Source organism: Bradyrhizobium sp. CB1717 (assembly GCF_029714325.1).
Lineage (GTDB): Bacteria > Pseudomonadota > Alphaproteobacteria > Rhizobiales > Xanthobacteraceae > Bradyrhizobium.
The window spans coordinates 8,786,988-8,803,309 of sequence record NZ_CP121666.1; the positions used below are offsets into that span (position 1 = coordinate 8,786,988).

Annotated in this window: 16 protein-coding genes; 6 read left to right on the forward strand and 10 right to left on the reverse strand. The window is 64.5% G+C overall.

What is annotated here, in order from left to right:
* Positions 1–120 precede the first annotated feature (120 nt).
* The 3 genes from QA649_RS40885 to QA649_RS40895 all read left to right on the forward strand — a co-directional run bounded on the left by QA649_RS40885 (position 121) and on the right by QA649_RS40895 (position 4,188).
* Positions 121–1,191, forward strand: coding sequence for an AraC family transcriptional regulator (locus tag QA649_RS40885; protein WP_283022099.1), 1,071 nt, complete (start codon positions 121–123; stop codon positions 1,189–1,191).
* Positions 1,192–1,964: 773 nt separating this feature from the next.
* Positions 1,965–2,987: an LLM class flavin-dependent oxidoreductase gene (locus tag QA649_RS40890; RefSeq protein WP_283022100.1), complete on the forward strand. Its 1,023-nt coding sequence runs from the start codon at positions 1,965–1,967 to the stop codon at positions 2,985–2,987.
* A gap of 124 nt (positions 2,988–3,111) precedes the next feature.
* Complete coding sequence (locus tag QA649_RS40895; RefSeq protein ID WP_283022101.1) at positions 3,112–4,188, forward strand: M48 family metallopeptidase; 1,077 nt, start codon at positions 3,112–3,114, stop codon at positions 4,186–4,188.
* Positions 4,189–4,302: 114 nt separating this feature from the next.
* Here QA649_RS40895 and QA649_RS40900 read toward each other — a convergent pair whose 3' ends face one another.
* The 3 genes from QA649_RS40900 to QA649_RS40910 form a co-directional block, all read right to left on the reverse strand.
* On the reverse strand, positions 4,303–5,565 hold the full coding sequence (locus QA649_RS40900) for a GGDEF domain-containing protein (protein WP_283022102.1): 1,263 nt from the start codon (positions 5,563–5,565) through the stop codon (positions 4,303–4,305).
* A gap of 82 nt (positions 5,566–5,647) precedes the next feature.
* A complete protein-coding gene (locus QA649_RS40905; RefSeq protein ID WP_283022103.1) occupies positions 5,648–6,103 on the reverse strand; it encodes a hypothetical protein in 456 nt (151 codons plus the stop codon).
* A 10-nt stretch (positions 6,104–6,113) separates the two neighbouring features.
* The gene (locus QA649_RS40910) at positions 6,114–6,332 is read right to left on the reverse strand and encodes a hypothetical protein (protein ID WP_283022104.1); all 219 of its coding nucleotides are present in this window, start codon (positions 6,330–6,332) and stop codon (positions 6,114–6,116) included.
* 304 nt (positions 6,333–6,636) lie between these two features.
* Between QA649_RS40910 and QA649_RS40915 the strand changes: the two genes are divergently transcribed.
* Positions 6,637–6,963 carry a hypothetical protein gene (locus tag QA649_RS40915; RefSeq protein WP_283022105.1) on the forward strand — a complete coding sequence of 109 codons (327 nt, stop codon included), beginning with the start codon at positions 6,637–6,639 and terminating at the stop codon, positions 6,961–6,963.
* A gap of 65 nt (positions 6,964–7,028) precedes the next feature.
* On the opposite strand, the gene QA649_RS40920 is transcribed toward QA649_RS40915, so the two are convergent.
* The 5 genes from QA649_RS40920 to QA649_RS40940 form a co-directional block, all read right to left on the reverse strand.
* Positions 7,029–8,072: a zinc-binding dehydrogenase gene (locus QA649_RS40920; protein ID WP_283022106.1), complete on the reverse strand. Its 1,044-nt coding sequence runs from the start codon at positions 8,070–8,072 to the stop codon at positions 7,029–7,031.
* A 13-nt stretch (positions 8,073–8,085) separates the two neighbouring features.
* Positions 8,086–8,751, reverse strand: a complete 666-nt coding sequence (locus QA649_RS40925) for a class I SAM-dependent methyltransferase (protein ID WP_026312578.1) — start codon at positions 8,749–8,751, stop codon at positions 8,086–8,088.
* Between the two features lie 143 nt (positions 8,752–8,894).
* A complete protein-coding gene (locus tag QA649_RS40930) occupies positions 8,895–9,920 on the reverse strand; it encodes a tripartite tricarboxylate transporter substrate binding protein (RefSeq protein WP_283022107.1) in 1,026 nt (341 codons plus the stop codon).
* A 22-nt stretch (positions 9,921–9,942) separates the two neighbouring features.
* Positions 9,943–12,030: an acetate--CoA ligase family protein gene (locus QA649_RS40935; RefSeq protein WP_283022108.1), complete on the reverse strand. Its 2,088-nt coding sequence runs from the start codon at positions 12,028–12,030 to the stop codon at positions 9,943–9,945.
* Positions 12,031–12,033: 3 nt separating this feature from the next.
* Positions 12,034–12,825, reverse strand: coding sequence for an enoyl-CoA hydratase/isomerase family protein (locus QA649_RS40940; RefSeq protein ID WP_283022109.1), 792 nt, complete (start codon positions 12,823–12,825; stop codon positions 12,034–12,036).
* Between the two features lie 215 nt (positions 12,826–13,040).
* On the opposite strand from QA649_RS40940, the gene QA649_RS40945 reads away from it, so the two are divergent.
* Entirely contained in the window at positions 13,041–13,826 is a 786-nt protein-coding gene (locus tag QA649_RS40945; protein WP_283022110.1) for a helix-turn-helix domain-containing protein, read from the forward strand.
* 58 nt (positions 13,827–13,884) lie between these two features.
* Positions 13,885–14,238, forward strand: coding sequence for a hypothetical protein (locus QA649_RS40950; protein ID WP_283022111.1), 354 nt, complete (start codon positions 13,885–13,887; stop codon positions 14,236–14,238).
* A 48-nt stretch (positions 14,239–14,286) separates the two neighbouring features.
* Here the strand turns inward: QA649_RS40950 and QA649_RS40955 are convergent, their stop codons facing one another.
* Together QA649_RS40955 and QA649_RS40960 are read right to left on the reverse strand one after the other, a co-directional pair.
* Entirely contained in the window at positions 14,287–15,189 is a 903-nt protein-coding gene (locus QA649_RS40955) for a hypothetical protein (RefSeq protein ID WP_283022112.1), read from the reverse strand.
* A 115-nt stretch (positions 15,190–15,304) separates the two neighbouring features.
* A complete protein-coding gene (locus QA649_RS40960) occupies positions 15,305–16,087 on the reverse strand; it encodes an alpha/beta hydrolase (protein ID WP_283022113.1) in 783 nt (260 codons plus the stop codon).
* Between the last annotated feature and the right edge of the window lie 235 nt (positions 16,088–16,322).

The window sequence follows — 16,322 nt, forward strand, 5'->3', positions numbered from 1 at the left end:
AGCCAATAAGTTGATTTTTCATGCCGCCATCGCGATCGGCGAGCCCAAAGAGCGAGGCCCGCAGCGGCAACGACGAAAGGGTTCGGTGTGCCGGCTGCCCATTCGCCCCATTTTGAAACAATGCCCAGTGCGACCGGCGGAATCGCCCGCCTGGTATGGGCACGCCTGCAGGACGCCGGCATCGAGGCGGACAGTCTGCTGTCCAGGGCCGGATTGACCGTCAAGCAGATCGAGGATCGCAAGGCGCGCCTGAGCGCCGAGAGCCAGATCAGGTTTCTGGAACTTGGGGCCGAGGCGTTGCAGGACGACAACCTCGGCTTCCACCTGGCACGAGACTTCGACCTTCGTGAAATTGGCCTGCTCTATTACGTGGCAGCATCTTCCGGGACGATCGCCGAAGCCTTGGCAAAGGCCGAGCGCTATTGCCGTCTCGCCAACGAGGGGATTTCGCTGCGATTCGCCGCGAAGGAGATGACGATCACGTTGAAATATGTCGGTGTGGAACGGCGCTCGGACCAGCACCAGATCGAATTCTGGCTGACCTCAATCATTCGCATGAACCGCACCCTGACCAATCGCCGCCTGATCCCGAGCCGACTCAAAATGGTACATCGCCGTCGAACGACGCCCGCAGAGGTCAGGTCGTTCCTGGGGTGCGAAATCGAGTTCGGTTCCGATGTCGACGAGATCGCTTTCCCGGTATCCGTGGGGCCGATGCCGATCGAAAGTGCTGACCACTATCTGAACGATTTGCTGGTGACGTATTGCGAGCAGGCGCTCGCACACCGGAAATCCGGCGGAGTCCCGCTCAGATCGAGCGTCGAGAATGCAATCGCCCCATTGCTCCCGCATCGTGAGGCACGGGTCGAAGAGATCGCCCGCCGCCTGGGGATGAGCCATCGCACGCTGGTGCGGCGCCTCGCTCTGGAGGGACTGACCTTCAGTGGCATCCTTGACGAGATGAAGATCGACCTTGCCAAGAGCTATCTGAAGAACGATGAGCTGCCCATTTCGCAGACCGCCTGGCTGCTCGGCTACGGAGAAGTCAGCGCGTTCACCCACGCCTTCAAGCGCTGGACCGGAATGACGCCGAGGCAATGGCGCGCCGCCGACGATCCCAAGCACGCCACTGGCCCCGACGATACGCCGCTCCACGCAAAGCCCGCACCCGCGAACTCCTCCCGGAGCTGACAGAATACCGAAATGTTCGCCGCTTTTACTCGCGCCCCTCACCGGTCCACCGGCACCCCTGCCCCTCGATGATACCGGCTTGAGAAAAACACCAGCGGCGTGGTGTCGCGATAGTCGCAGTTCGAGACTTCGGCGACCGGCCATGGTCCTGCAGCACGTTGACGCAATGGCGCAAGGACCGTCGTCCCGGCACCTTGAAGCCATTGTCGCGCAACCAGGGAATGTGTCATGGTGTATAACCTTGGGTTGTTCGCCAGGGCGCGGACGTGGGCCGGGGCGACGACGGTACGGGCTTCAGGGAGTTGCGGACCATGACGACTTTGGCGAAATCATTTGCTCTCGTCGCCCTCGCGGCGACGATGAGTGTCGGAGCACTTGCGCTCAGCATTGTCTCTGCCTCGGCGCAATCGCCTGCGGCATACAAGAACTACTGCGTCACCAGGACTATTTGTAACAACGGCTTTCTATGGAGGTGCAACCGTTGTGACAGCCGCTATTCATGGCGGCGTGGGTGCCGCCCCACCTTCAGGGCGTGCTGACACTGACGCAGAATGCCGCTGCCGATAGGAGTTACAGTCGAGCTATTGTGACCGCCGGGCGCGGTTACAATATTGTCACGCCCGCTTTGTGGGCAGAATGCGAAATGGCGGCGTCGTCTGCTTAGGTCTGCTTCCCCAAAGAGCAGCACTTGCGAGTGTACGCCTTTCCACGTTGCCCAACTTTCCTCCAGACGACCTATCGCAAACATTTGCGATCATGCTTAGCTTGTCTTCATGAAAAAGATCGGATTCCTCTCCTTCGGGCACTGGACGCCCTCGTCGCAATCGCAGACCCGCTCTGCCAGCGACACGCTGCTGCAATCGATCGAGCTTGCGGTTGCGGCCGAACAGCTCGGTGCTGACGGCGCCTATTTCCGCGTCCATCATTTCGCGCGGCAGCTGGCCTCGCCCTTTCCGCTGCTCGCGGCCGTCGGTGCGAGGACGAGCAGGATCGAGATCGGCACGGCCGTGATCGACATGCGCTACGAGAACCCGCTCTACATGGTGGAGGACGCCGGCAGCGCCGACCTCATCGCCGGCGGCAGGCTGCAGCTCGGCATCAGCCGCGGCTCGCCCGAGCAGGTGATCGACGGCTGGCGCTATTTCGGCTACCGGCCGGCCGAGGGCGCGAGCGATGCCGACATGGGCCGGCGCCATGCCGAGGTCTTTCTCGACCTCTTGCGCGGCGAAGGCTTTGCCGAGCCCAATCCGCAGCCGATGTTTCCCAATCCGCCGGGACTGTTGCGCATCGAGCCGCATGCGCCGGGCCTGCGCGAACGGATCTGGTGGGGCGCCGGCTCGAACGCGACCGCGGTGTGGGCGGCGAAGCTCGGCATGAACCTGCAGAGCTCGACGCTGAAGAGCGACGAGACCGGCGAAGCCTTTCACGTGCAGCAGGCCGCGCAAATCCGCGCCTATCGCGCCGCCTGGAAGGAGGCCGGCCACAGCCGCGAGCCCCGCGTGTCCGTCAGCCGCAGCATTTTTGCGCTGATGGACGATCGGGACCGCGCTTATTTCGGCGGGGAGCGCGGAGGCGAGGACCAGATCGGCTTCATCGACCCGCGCACGCGCGCGATCTTCGGACGGAGTTATGCGGCCGAGCCGGATGTGCTGATCGAGCAGCTGCGACAGGACGAGGCCATTGCCGAGGCGGATACGCTGCTGCTGACGATCCCGAACCAATTGGGCGTGGACTACTGCGCGCATGCGATCGAGGCGATCTTGAAGCATGTCGCGCCGGCGCTGGGGTGGCGGTGAGATAGGCTGTCGCTGCACGACCTGAGGGTGACGTTGACTTCAGCCACCACCTTGACAATGATGAGGCAGATCAACAGCGCTTGTGACAAGGCATGATCCGCCTCGATTCGTCCTCAAGATACGGATGAGACGCCCCGTACTGAACATCATCCTGCGGCTCGGTCGCTACGCAGTTCTCCCGGTGGTGGCACTGGCCTGTGCGATCCTCGCCATCTGGCTGATGATCATGGATCGGTACACGATCACGGCACTGGCCACGGTACCGCTCGTGTTCTCCATATTCACGGTAGCGGCAGCGCTCATGATCGGCCTCCTGCTCCTGCCTTCGCGAAAGCATCAGAGTTTCGAGGCGAACGAGGAGATCGCCCCGGGCCTTTGGGCAATGTGGAAAGAGCTCGATCCCGGCTTTGTGCGATCACGGCGCACCCTGCTGATCGACACCGATTTCAATGCCTCGATCGAGGAAGTGAACCGATACGCCGGACTGTTCAGGCCACACGTTACGATGACCATCGGCCTGCCACTTCTGATCATTCTCGACGAGCGTGCGATTCGTGCCATCATCGCCCATGAGGTCGCACATGCGCAGCTTCGACACACTTCGGGAGGCGCGAACCTCCAGGACTTCATCTCCGCTTCGGAGAACATGCTTTTCTACGCCGATCCAGATCGAACGATAACCGGGCGCATAGCCCTGGCCCTCCTCCATTCCATGCTCGAATGGCTCGACAAGGAATATCGCGCGTTGAGGCGGGAGAACGAGCTTGGCGCCGATCGCGGTGCAGCCGAGCAAGTCGGGCGGGCCGAGATGGCGCGTGCCCTGGTCATGACGAATGCCTGCAGAACACGTCTTGCCGATCTCGTGTTCACGCCTCTGGAGAAAGAGATTCTGGGCGCAATCAACGCGCCCCGCCCACCCCTCGAGCGGATCATCAAGCAGCTCGAGGACATCAGAGCGCACGAGCCGATGATCGTTGCCGCCGTCGCTGGTCTGGATCGTGAGGACGATCCGGATTCGACGCATCCGCCTTTCGGCAAGCGGCTCGCCAACCTCGGATACACCGACATTCCCGAGATCGACGAGGTCCGGACATCCGCCATCGACCAACTTCTCTCACCGGACGCAGCCAGAGATCTCCCCACCCGCTTCGACGGGGAATGGCGGAAGAAGGCGCAAGAGTGGGTCAGAGTCGGCAGGTGAGCGCGGCCGAAAGCTGAGCAACTGCCCCGGCCGCGCTATTGAGTGACATCCGTGGTCGCGCGATGCCGGCGCGAATAAAGGCGCGATTGGCGGCTGAGTTGGTCTCTGAGGCGGTCAGGCTGCCGCCCGCTTCGTTGCGCGCCGGGCGTGTTCGGAAGCCGCGACCAGATGGCTGGCCGGAGCATCGGGCACGAGCGGAACGTGTTCGTCCACGGCGGTCGCGACGCGGTTGCGGCCGAGCGCCTTGGCCGTGTAGAGCGCCTTGTCGGCGCGCTCGCAGAGCGCTTCGATGCCGGCGGGCTCGCTGTCCGCATGGGCCAGGCCGACGCTGACCGTGGCTGCGATCGGGATGCCGTCCACGACCCGCGCCGCCGTCGCAAAACTCTCGCGGACGTGCTCGGCCGCCGCAATCACCGCCTGCCGGTCCGGCCCGCTGACGATCGCGGCGAACTCCTCGCCGCCAAGCCGGCCGGCGAAGCTGCCCTTCGGCAGATTGGCGGACAGCGTCTGCGCGAACAACCGCAGCACGCGGTCGCCCATCGCATGGCCATGGCTGTCGTTGATCGATTTGAACAGGTCGAGATCGAACAGGAGGAACGCGACCGTTTCGTTCGCGGGCGCCTTCAGACGCTGCGCGGCGAAGTCCAGGAAGGCGCGGCGGTTGGCGAGGCCGGTCAGCGCGTCGGTCATCGAGGCGCGCTTGTGCATGAGCTCACTGCGCTCCTTGGTGAGCGCGAGAAACAGATAGTTGATGGCGATGACGAAGAGCAGGGTGAACGTGCTCACGATCGCGAACCAGAATGACTGCAGCGCATCGAAGCTGGTGACCGGCGCTGCTGCGAGCGGGTGCATCACGGCGAGCGGAATGCGCACGAGAAACAGGCCGCCGCCGAGCGCGGTGAGCACGATCAGCGGCCAGCGCGACAGCAGCGGCTCGGCGCGACCGGTCCACAGCACGTAGGCGCAGCCGAGCGAATAGAGGCCCATGGCGGCCGAGACGATGATCATGCGGGCCGTGGCGGACTCGTACAGCGCCGGGACCTGGCAGGCCGCGATCCACGTCACTGCGCCTGCCAGCAGGACGACGGGGCTCGCCCGCCTGCCTTCGAAGCAGCGCGCCCCCTCCAGCATCAGCGCACAGGCGGTGAACAGAACCACATAGGCGAGATCGACCGAATAGACGTCCGGGATCACCCCGCGCAGGCAGAGCAGGCCAAGCGCGGCCGCCATCACCAGGACGGCGCCGCCCCACCAGGCAAGCGCGCGGACCGCGCGATTTTGCAGCCACGCGAAAAACGTCAGCCCGCCGAGCAGCACCATGACTGACAGCATCAGCACGTAGATGGTCGGGACGTAGAGCAGCGGCATGATTTCCATCCGGTCGCTCGCCCTATACCAGGACACCGCTACGATTTGCTTGCGATGATTGGTAAACGCCGTGGTAACGCCCGCGCCCGGTTCAGCCGCCGCTCAGGCTGTGGCTGATGCGCGTCACGATGCGGTCCCATTGCCGCTTCTCCGCGGCGGGATAGTGGATCAGCACGCAGTGAACGTAGCCCCGTGAGAAGTTGCAGCGGTCATACCAGATCGCGTCGCGCTTGACGCTGGAGACCACGAAGAACCCGGGCGTGATCCGTTTATAGATGATGCCGGGCGGTGGATTCTTCCTGGCCAGGAACTCGGCCGGCGAGAGGCCCTGGTCGGGAACGGCCTGCACCGTCAGATCGGCGCGGCCGTCCGACGCGCGAAACCGCTCGCCGTATCCGTCAGGCTTCCCGGCCGGCTCGCTGAAAATCGAAACTGGAATGTCGACCGCCGTGCCGGATTCCGCGATCCGGTAGGTGGTCCAGCTCTCTGCCCGGGCGACGGACGATGCCGCACAGAGTGCAACGATCACGGCAGCTGCGATCTTCATGTCGGCCTCATCAATGGCGCGGCGCCAATTGCAACTCCATCAGGGCGATCCTCTGCAGGGTGGCGGGGTCGCGTTCACCCGAGCCCGCCGTGCGCAGGATCGACTCGGCGAGTGCAGTGACATGCGCGGAATGCACGGGCTCCGGCAGGGTCGCAACCGCAGCTTCCAGTGCGGCGGTCATCAATTCGATCACCTCGGGAGGAAATGCGACGTTGGAAAGGTTCTTCATCGTGCGGACCCGCTCCTTCTGCGAGCCGCCGGTTCAACGCCGGGAAAAATCGGAAGTTCCTTCCGAGCCGGCGCGCGATGACCCATCTCGCGTCGACACCTTCGAGGCTGCGACGAAACACTGCACCGGGCGTAACCGAACCGTTTTCGCAGTGAGGCATTGAGTGTGGTCGTGAAAATGGAATTGGCGCGGGCCGTTGACTGCAAGAGGCGCGCCTCGCGCGTGGACTCGCTGCGTCCACTACTCTGCGGCGCCGGCCACTCCGATTGCCCTCCCGCGTTCCAGCACCCCGAATGGAGCTGACATGCCGACCAAGCCGACTATTGCACGCATCTGGCGCGGCCGAACCCGCCGCGATATTGCCGACGCCTACCAGGCTTATCTGCAGGCCGAAGGGATTCCTCCGCTGCTGGAGACAGCCCTGGGCGTGCAGCAGTTGCGCGAGGACCGCGACCAGGAAACATGGTTCACGACCGTCTCGTACTGGGCGGACGTCGCGGCGATGACGGCGTTCACCAAGGGGGAGCCGGCCAAGGTCCACCATCTCGCACGCGACCCGGAATTCCTGATCGAGCTGCCGGAGCGGATCGAGATCCACCGCATTCTGATCGACCAACAGGGGCTGCGCTGAATCCCATGCGCAGGCGGGAGCCTGCGCATGGGATGATTGCCGATGCAAAGTAGCGGCCGCAGTGCTTAAGCGATGTTCAACAGGATTCGCCCCGACTCGCCGCTGCGCATCAGATCCAGCGCGTCATTGACGTCGTCGAGCGCGAACTCGTGGGTGACGATGCCGCGGTAACTGACCTTGCCGGCCTCGTCGAGGCGGACGAGACGCGGGATATCGCGCGCCGGCTGGCATTGCCCGCCTTCCGAGCCCTTCAGCACCTTCTCGAAGTGCAGGGGCAGCGTGTAGATCTCGACCTTCTCGCGGGGGACGCCGACGAGGATGCAGCGCCCTTTCCTGGCGGTGACCTCGTAGGCGAGCTCGATCAAATGCCTGACGCCGGTGGTCTCGACGACCTTGTCGGGTCCGTCAGCCCCCGTGATGGCGCGAACCGCGGCGGCGACGTCCTCCACCGCATCGGAGTTGATGGTGTGGGTCGCGCCGAACTGCCGCGCCATCTCCAGCTTGTTGTCGAGGCGGTCGATCGCGACGACCGGATAGGCGCCGACCATCGCGGCGAACTGCACGATGTTCAGGCCGACACCGCCGACGCCGAACACGACCACGGCTTCGCCGATGGCAATTTGCGCATCATTGTTGACGACGCCGAGCGCGGTCGTCACCGCGCAGCCGAGCAGCGGCGCGCTGGTGCGGTCGATCGAGGCCGGCACGGGCGTGACGCGATTCTCCGACACCACGGCATATTCGTTGAAGGTGGTGACCCAGCCCGCATTGAGGCGCTTGCCGCGCCAGGAATAGACCGGCGTGTTGGACTGGATGCCCTTGCCCGGCCGCCAATGCATGACGACGGTGTCGCCCTCTTTGCAGGACACGACGCCGGGCCCGGTCTCGACGATGGTCGCGAGCGCTTCGTGTCCCAACAGATGCGGCAGGAACTTGTCGACGCCCTTGACGGCGTCGATCTCGTTGATCTGTGCGCCGCAGATGCTCGAGGTGTGCACATGCGCAAGCACCTGGCCGTGCTCGAGCGTATCAGGCAGGGTGAACTCGTCGACGATCAGCGGCTTGCCCGATTCGACCAGAATCGCAGCCTTTGCAGTCTTGATATCCATGAGGCGCGCCCGCTCACTCGAAATAGATGAATTCGTAGTCGCCGGTGTAGCCGAGCTTTTCGTACAGCCAGATCCATTCCGAGGTGTGCAGGATGGACTCCGCCGTCAGCGCCCAGCATTCGAGGTTGTGCAGCTCGGCGACGTTCCGATAGCCCTCGACCATGACGTATTTGTTCTTGCCGACCCGCTCGATCTCCTTGAGCGCCGCATCGAGCTCGTAGAGCCTGAGATTGTGCAGGGTGCCGAGCGAGATGACGAGATCGAAACTGTCGTCGCCATAGGGATAGACGTCCTGGGCACGATAGTTGAACAGATACGGCCTCACCTGCTCGTGCGCATGCGCAAGACCATGCTTCGAGATGTCGAAGCCGGTGACCTTCAACCCCGGCAGGATCTTCTGCATCTCGTACAGCAGAAAGCCCTTGCCGCAGCCGACGTCGAGCACGCTCGAGCCGTCCTTCAGGCCGTAGGTCTCGATCAGCGCCTTGGCGACCGGAGCCCAGCGCCCTTCGATGAAGCGGTAGCCGCCATAGCCGAAGCGGCGGTCGCCGTCCCAGTAATCGGCCTCGTATTCCCGCGCCTTCAGCGAGCAGCCGATCTTGTCGTCGTTCATGCGGCCCATGTAGTCGCGCTTGGTCGCAGTATGCAGTGGCGTCACGATATTCAGCAGTCGTCCCATTGAGCCCTCGGATTCCATCACGCGCTGTCTCTGGGCCCTTGGGCAGGCCCCTGCGTCGTGAATCGCGACTCAACCGTAGCACTTTCGCCGAAGGTCATCGTTGTTTCAGATCAATGACCGGGAATGGGCGGCGCGCCTGCCTGCTATTGCACCTCGATGTTCGCGTCCTTGACCAGCTTGCGCCAGCGGTCCTCCTCCTGCCGGACATAGCGGTCGAGCTCTTCCGGCGCGCTGCCGACCATGATGAGGCCTTCGTTGGCCTCGAGCTGCTTGAATGCACCGGACTGAACGGCCTTGGCGACCGCCTGGTTGAGGCGCGTGATCACCGGAGCGGGCGTCTTGGCCGGCGCGTACAATCCGTACCAGGACTCGGCGGCGTAGCCGGGCACCCCGGCCTCGGCGACAGCAGGCAATTGCGGGAATGCGGCCGAACGTTCGGCGGATGTGACGGCGAGCGCCCGGAGCTGACCCGCAGCCACCAGCGAGGCTGCGCTGGCGACGGTTGTGAACATCACGTCGATCTGCCCGCCCAGGAGATCGCTGATCGCCGGCGCCGCGCCCTTGTAGGGCACCGCCGTCATCTTGACCTTCGCCATGGCGTTGAACAGCTCGCCGGCGAGATGGGCCGAGGTGCCGGTGCCGAACGTCCCGAAATTCAGCTTGCCCGGATTGGCCCTGGCCTCGGTGATCAGATCGGCGATCGAGTTGATTTTGGAGGCCGGGTTGACGACGACGATATTGAAGGATCGCGCGATCAGCGACACCGCCGCAAAATCCTTGTGCGGATCGAACGGCAGCTTGTTGTACAGGCTCGGATTGACCGCGTGCGCGAAGGTCGCCATCAGCAGCGAATAGCCATCGGGCTCGCTGGTCGCCACCGTCTGGGTTCCGATGATGGTCCCGGCGCCCGGCTTGTTCTCGATGATGACGGACTTGCCGAGGTCCGTCTGGATTTCCTGCGCTGTCGTTCGCGCGATGATGTCGGTCCCGCCACCGGCCGCGAACGGCACCACGATCTTGATGAACTTTTCGGGATACTCGGCCCGCGCCGGCGCCACGCCAAGCCCCGCGACGACCGGCAAGGCGAGGAAGGCGAGGTTCAGCCAGCGCCGCACGGCAAAACCCTTCCCGCGCGCGCCGTCGTGATTGATGATTTCGCCAATGGCCATCTGGAGCTCCATCCGATCTTGTTCAGACATTGAGAACGACCAATCCGTCGGCTGCCTTCACGCCCTGGCCCGCCGGCAGCACGAAGACCGGATTGATCTCGGCCTCGACGAGGCGGTCGCCGAGCTGCGCAACCATGCGCGAGAAAGCGACGATCGCTTCTGCGAGCGCCTCGACATCGCATTTCGGCCGGCCCCGAAAACCGTCCAGCAACGGCCAGGTGACGAGATCGCGCGCCATTGCGCGCGCCTCGACGAGGCTGAGACCGCCTTCCGGAGGAAGCAGACGCATCGTCGTGTCCTTGAACAGCTCGGCGGCGACGCCGCCCATTCCGAGCAGGATAGCTACGCCCAGGGGATCGCGATGCATGCCGAGAATGATCTCGACGCCGCCTGAAATCATCTCCTGAACCAGGAATTGGTCGGGCCGTTTCCCGGTCCTGAGCGCGACCTCGTCGGCCATCGCCGTCAGGCGGCCGCCAATCGTGTCGGCTGTCAGATTGACCGCGACGCCGCCGACGTCGCTCTTGTGCGCGATCTCGCGCGAGAGAATCTTGAGCACGACCCGGCCACTGAGGTCGCGCGCCGCCTGCTCCGCTTCTTGGGGCGTTGCGACCGACTTCTCTGCAGCGATGGGAATACCAAAGCGGGCGAACAGCGCCTTGGCCTGCGCCTCGTCCAGCGATCCCGCCGGGAATTCGCTGATATCGACTCCTGTCTTGGTCGAGCCGGGTGTCTGGACCTGTTCCGGCATTGCGGCCTGCAAGAGCCCATCGAGCGCATTGGCGCAGCTCTCGGCGGACGTGTAGGCCGGGACGCCTCGCCGGGTGAGGACGGAGACCACGTCGGGCGCGTAGGGACTTACATAGGCAATGACGGGCTTGTCGCTGAGCGGGAGGCAGTCGTGGATGGCGTCGGCCAGCAGCGCCGGCGACCCCACGGCTGACGAGCCGGCAATGACGGCCAGCGCATCGTAGGAGGGGCTTGCGAGCAGGATGCGGATGGCGGCGCGAAGCAGATCCGGCTGCAGGCCGGCCAACGTCACGTCGATCGGATTGCGGTCGAGCATGGCGTGCGATCCCGACTGGAGGCTGCGCAATTGCGCGGCCGTCTCCGCGTCGGGGGCGGGCGTTGCAAAGCCTGCGATGCCCAGACTGTCGGACACGATCGTGCCAGCGCCGCCGGTCGAGGTGAGGATCGCCACGCGCCTGCCGGAGAGCTTCCGTCCCGCCGAAAGGGCTGCGGGAATGTCGAGCAGGTCCTCGAACGTTTTTGCGCGGATCACGCCGAGCTGCCTGAACAAGGCGTCATACATGAGGTCTGAGCCCGCAAGCGCCCCCGTATGCGAGACCGCGGCCTTTGCACCCGCCTCCGATCGCCCGATCTTGAAGGCGACGATGGGTTTGCCGGCGCGTCGCGCCCTGAGCGCCGCCTCGCGGAAGCGGGATGGATTGCGGATCGCCTCGATGTAGAGCGCGATGACGCTGGTGGCGCCGTCGTCGGCAAGAAAGTCGATGAAATCGGCGAGCTCGAGATCGGCTTCGTTGCTGGTCGACACCAGCTTGGACAGCCCGACCCCGCGCGCCGCAGCGCGCGACAGCACGGCGCCGAGAATGCCTCCGCTTTGCGAGACCAGCCCGATCGGGCCTGCAGGGAAATGATCCATCGCCAGCGCGCCAGAGGCCGACAGCACGATATTGTCGGTGAGATTGACGAGGCCAATCGTGTTCGGCCCGAGCAGGCGCATGGATCCGGCGGCTTGCATGAGCTGCTGCTGACGCGCGGCGCCTTCCACTCCGGTTTCGGTGAAGCCGCTGGCGAGAACGATCGCCGCGGCCGCGCCGCGCTCGGACAATTCGCGCACCGCGACATGGGCGCGTTCGGCGCCGAGCAGGACAAGGCCGACGTCGGGCACATCAGGCAGCGAAGCGACGTCGGGATAGCAGGCAAGACCGCCGATTTCCCCGACCTTCGGATTGACGGGATAGATCGCACCCGCAAAACCGTGCTTCCTAAGATAGGACACCGGCCGCCCCGACGTCTTGCTCGGGTCGGCGGACGCGCCGATGATTGCGATGCTGCGCGGCCGGATCAGGCGTTCGATCGCATTCATCGCTCAATCCTTCAATGAGGATTGCGCGAGGAACGCGGTCACCGCGTCGCGATGCTCCGCGCTGGTGTAGCAGATGGCCTGCGCCTGGCTGCCGAGATTGAAGATGTCGTGCGCGGAATGCTCGAACGTCTCGTTCAGGATCTTCTTGCTCAGCGCCAGCGCGGTGGGAGACCCCTGAGCCAGCTCGGCCGCCCAGGCCTGCGCGGCCGGCAGCAGCTCGGCCGCCGCCACCTTGCGATCGACGATGCCGAGCGCGAGCGCTTCATCAGCCTCGACGACGCGCCCGGTGAAGATCAGCTCCTTTGCCCTGGGAAGCCCGACCCGGCGCGGCAGGAAATACAGGCCGCCGCCGTCGGGTATCAAGCCGCGCTTGATATAGGACCAGGTGAATTTCGATCGTTCCGTGCCCATGACGAAGTCGCAGGCGAGCGCAGTGTCGGCACCGAGGCCGGCCGCGGCGCCGTTGACGGCGGCAATGGTCGGTTTCGGCAAGCCCAGCAGCAGCGACTGCACGTGATGCACGCCCTGCTGCCGGCTCCAGCCGTTGAATGCGACTTCTCCCTGCGGCGCCTCGAGCCGGCGCTTCATGCCGCTGATGTCGCCGCCGGCGCAGAAGGCGTTGCCGCGCCCCGTCAGCACCAGGGCCTTGATCGCCTTGTCGCGCGACACGGTTTCGAGCGCGCCGGCGAATTCGGAGCGCATCTCGTCGCTCATGGCGTTACGCCGTTCCGGGCGGTTGAAGGCGATGGTCGCGACACCGGCCTCGACGGAAAATTCGATGAGCTGATAGGGCATGGCAGGCTCCGTGGTTGGAGTCGGATCGGTCACCGCCACGCATCGCGGATATCGCAAGAATCCGCGCAGGCTCCCGAATGCCGATTTCAGGCGCTGCCGTTTCCTCGTCGAGCCCGTGCGTAGCCAGGCATTCTTCTTTCCGGCGCCTATAGCGGCTTGCACCCGCCCGAACATCCCCTTAATTCCACTTAGTGGAAATGCGTAAGGAGGCTGGTTTGGCGCAGGCGCGCAGATATGCGGGCGGGGTCGATGGCAACCGCTCGCTCGAAAGAGGCATCGAAATCCTCCGGGCGTTCCGGCCCGGCGTCGACACGCTGGGCAATGGCGAGATTGCGGAGCGAACAGGCTTGCCGCGATCGACGGTCAGCCGGCTGACACGGACGCTGGTCAATTCCGGGATGCTCGACGAAGTCCGCGCCGAGCGGGCTTACCGCCTTGCCGCATCCGTCATCAGCATCGGCCACGCCATGCGGACGGGATCACCCGTGCTCAACGCAATCGGCCCGATGATGCGGGCGGAATCGGCCAAGCGCCGGCTGAACGTCGGGCTCGCGACCGCGGATCGAACCATGATGGTCTATCTGGAGTCGATCCGCTACAGCCCGCGCGCGGCGCTGCGCAACGTGGTCGCCGGGCAGCAGGTCCCGATGGAGCTGACCTCGCTCGGTCGCGCATACCTAGCCGGCATTGCAGAGACCGAGCGCGAGCGGTTGCTGAGACTGTTCAAACGGCGGAGCGCAGCGGCCACGAAGGCCCTGCTGGCCGACGTCAGGCGATCGATCGCCTCCGTCGTGCGCGACGGCTATTGCGCGGTGTCGTGGCAGCCCGCCGTTCTCGCCGTCGCAACGCCCATCGTGCTGGAGGGCCTTCCGGTCTACGCACTCAACATGAGCCTGCAAAATGTCGACCGGTCCGATGCGCTGGCAAGCGAAATCGGCTCGTACCTCAACGCCTTCGCGGCCAAATGCAAGGAGGTGCTGGCGGGCCGTGAACCCGAATGACGCGATGGCCGACGAAGAGGGGCGTGTCTCCGTGGTGCCTGCTGCTGTCGAGCGACATATGAGAAAGCGACCTTCCCTGGTGGTTCTCGTTGCGGCCCTGCCGCTGCTGTCCGCGTGCGGACAGCCGGTGCCGGAGGACAAGGCCGCTTACGTCGGCGAATGGCACGCACCAGCGATGGACGTCGAGCTGACCAAGGACGGGACCGTGCGCTACAAGCGCGTCACCGACGGCACCGCGGTCGGCGAGGTCACGACAACGATCAATGCGCCGCTGCGGCGGTTCGAGGGCGATAATTTCGTCGTCGGAATTCCATTCCTGTCCACGACGTTCGCGGTATCGACGCCGCCTCACCAGGAGGCGGGGACATGGAAGATGGTGGTCGATGGCGTGGAACTGACTCGCGTGCGGTAGCGACCAGCTGAGCTACGGGCGCGGACGCCCGCCATGTCGCACAGCGCCTTACAATTTTCCATAGACGCGCACGGCGACCGCCTTCAGGCGCTCGACCGAGCCGGATTCCGGATGCGGCTTGACCGGCGCGAACAGGATCGAGGCCTGCCTGCCGTTCTTCCAGACATAGATGGTGACGGCGTTGCCGTTGCCCTTGGTGCAGGAATGCTCGCCGAACGCTTCGCTGCCGAGTTCGGGGATCGCCACGTGCTGGCACGGGCCCGCGCGTTTCATCATGCCGATGACGGTGTTGCGCGAGATGTCGATTACCCCGACGGTCATGGTGTTGGCCTCGCGATCGAACATCATGCAGCTGCCCGCGCCGGTGCGCTGGACAGTCAGTGTGCTGTTGTCGAGAAAGCCGTCGGCATCGGCGGCCGTGAGCCACTCGCAATTGCCGAACCGCTCGCTGCTCTTGCTCACGCTGGCGATGGCGACGCGCGCGGCTTCGGTGAGCGGTCGGAGCAGCGCATCGTCGGCACGCCGGCCGATCGGATAGACGGTGACCTGCAGAATGTAATCGCCGGACAAGGCGACGACCGAGGCCTCCTGGCGCTCTGCGCCGGCGGCGGTCGTTCCGCCCTGGCCTTCGTCGCCGATCCCCGCGACTGCGTTAAGCGGCATGCGCTCACTGAGCGTCTTGACGAAGGTAGCGTACAATTCCCTGGCCCGGTCCTTGTCGGCATTGCGGAACACGCTCAACATCATCGTGTCGCCGCGCCCGGCCTGGTAGATGCAGCCGCGACCGTCCTGATTTGAAATCAGCGACCATTTGAGCGCCGGCATCGCGCCGGCGAGCTCCTTGGCGCTGATGAACGGGCAGGTTTCGGCCGCGGCTGCGGGAAGCACCGGGACGGCTGCGAATGCAAGGAACAGGACGAGGCAGGAGAGCAGGCGATCGATAGGAGGCATGGGAGTACTTACTACCGCAAATGGCGCGCCACGGTCGATGATGGCACTACTCTTTCGCCGTGGCACTATGATGAATCTTGCGGGTCCGCGCACGGCTATCCCGCCGCGACGAAGCTTACCCGGGTCTTCGCACGTAGAGCGAGATAAACCGGTCGATCATCGGGTTGATCTGCTCCGGCACCTCGAGCGACAGGAAATGCCCGGAGCCGACGGCTTTGGCCGTGACCAGTTGCGGGCACAGCGCCGCAAAACGATCCAGATCCGCGAGCCGATGGGCCGCTTCGATGTAGAGCACCGGGACCCGGCACGCCTGCGCGCACTCACGCGCCCGATGCACATCCCAGGGGAACAGACTTGTAAACGTGGACACCAGCACGTGCTGTGGCGTCGCCAGAAAGGTCTGTTCGACATGGGCGCGGCATCTGTCGGTCGGCAGACAGGAGTCCGCCACGATTTTCCGCACCTCGTCCGCAAAATCCGCACCCTTCAAGCCCTCCAGATACCCTGTAAACACCGTCCCTGCCGAGGCAGGGAAGAGCACCCCTGAATCGAGCAGCACCAGGCCTGCAGGAAACTCCGGATAGCGGGCGGCGATTTCGAGCGCCATGTTGCCGCCCATGCTTTGACCCACGATGACCGGCTTTGTGATCTGCTGTCGGTTGCACAGAAAGACGAGATCGTCGGCGAAGCCTTCGATCGAATACGTCTGTTGCGGCTTGTCGCTCTCGCCATGCCCCCGCAGCTCGGCATTCAACGCCCGACCTTGACGGGCGAAATATTCCATCTGCGGCGCAAAATGCGTGCGATCCCCGCCCAGGCCATGGACGAACAGGAATTGAAGCGGTCCCGCCCCGGCGATGTCGAAGGACAGCTGGATGCCGTCATGCGCGAGTTTCATGGGTCATCTCCATATTCACCGACACGCGGGCCGGACGCGGCCATGAGACTGACAATGGCGCGCCATTCAGAACAAAATCACGAACTCATACACACTTGAAATTCCTCATCATTTTGCAGGGCACCCAACGGCACGATGGTCGTCGGCACCGATCTTGCGCCCCCCAAAGCGCGCCTCACAACTCCCCGCGCCATGACGGCTGCGGAATGCTAATATCGCCGAAGCCGCAAGACCG